General features: G+C 62.3%; 1 protein-coding gene. It reads right to left on the bottom strand.

The genetic code is table 11. From position 1 onward, the window contains the following. Window positions 1-146 precede the first annotated feature (146 nt). Window positions 147-576: non-homologous end-joining DNA ligase LigD (gene ligD, locus NKI08_RS34635; protein ID WP_502899708.1), on the bottom strand; the 430-nt coding region annotated here is incomplete at its 5' end.

Here is a 576-nt window from a genome sequence, read left to right as displayed (position 1 = left end):
TGACCTGCGAGGCTGGGAAAAGCCGAGTGATCACGTGCCCGCCTGGATAGAGATCGACCCGTCCGGCAAGTAGTTGACATGATCGAATGTTCGGCGGAATCGCTGGGCGTCTTCGCCCACTGCTATAGAATGCGCTGCGAGATTGCTCACGCTGCTTTTCTCGCAGCCGCCCTAAACGGACGGTCAATGGTGAAGGCATCTGGACGGATGACTGCCTCAACCTGGCTCCAGGTCACGGGACGGGCGATTGGGAAGCCGGGTCGCGCTCGTGGGGAGAAGGCGCCGACCGCCGTGTTACCGCGCCCATTGCGAAGGTAGTCGATGAAGATGCGGCCCTTTCGGGCTGCCGGCGCAGCGGAGAGCAGATAGCGATCGGGATGGGCTTCAGCGAGGCGCTTGGCGAACGATCGGGCAAGGAGCCGGGCATTGTCGTGCGTGATCTTCGTCTCAAGTGGGGCCATCAAGTGAATGCCCTTGCCGCCCGTCACCTTCGGCCAGCTCTGCAGACCTTCCGCTTCCATGATGTCGCGGAGCGTTAGCGCGGTCTCGATCACTTCATCCCACTCGACCCCCTCG

This window comes from Mesorhizobium sp. M0768 (assembly GCF_040320195.1).
Lineage (GTDB): Bacteria > Pseudomonadota > Alphaproteobacteria > Rhizobiales > Rhizobiaceae > Mesorhizobium.
This window is presented reverse-complemented; position numbering and strand designations above follow the sequence as displayed.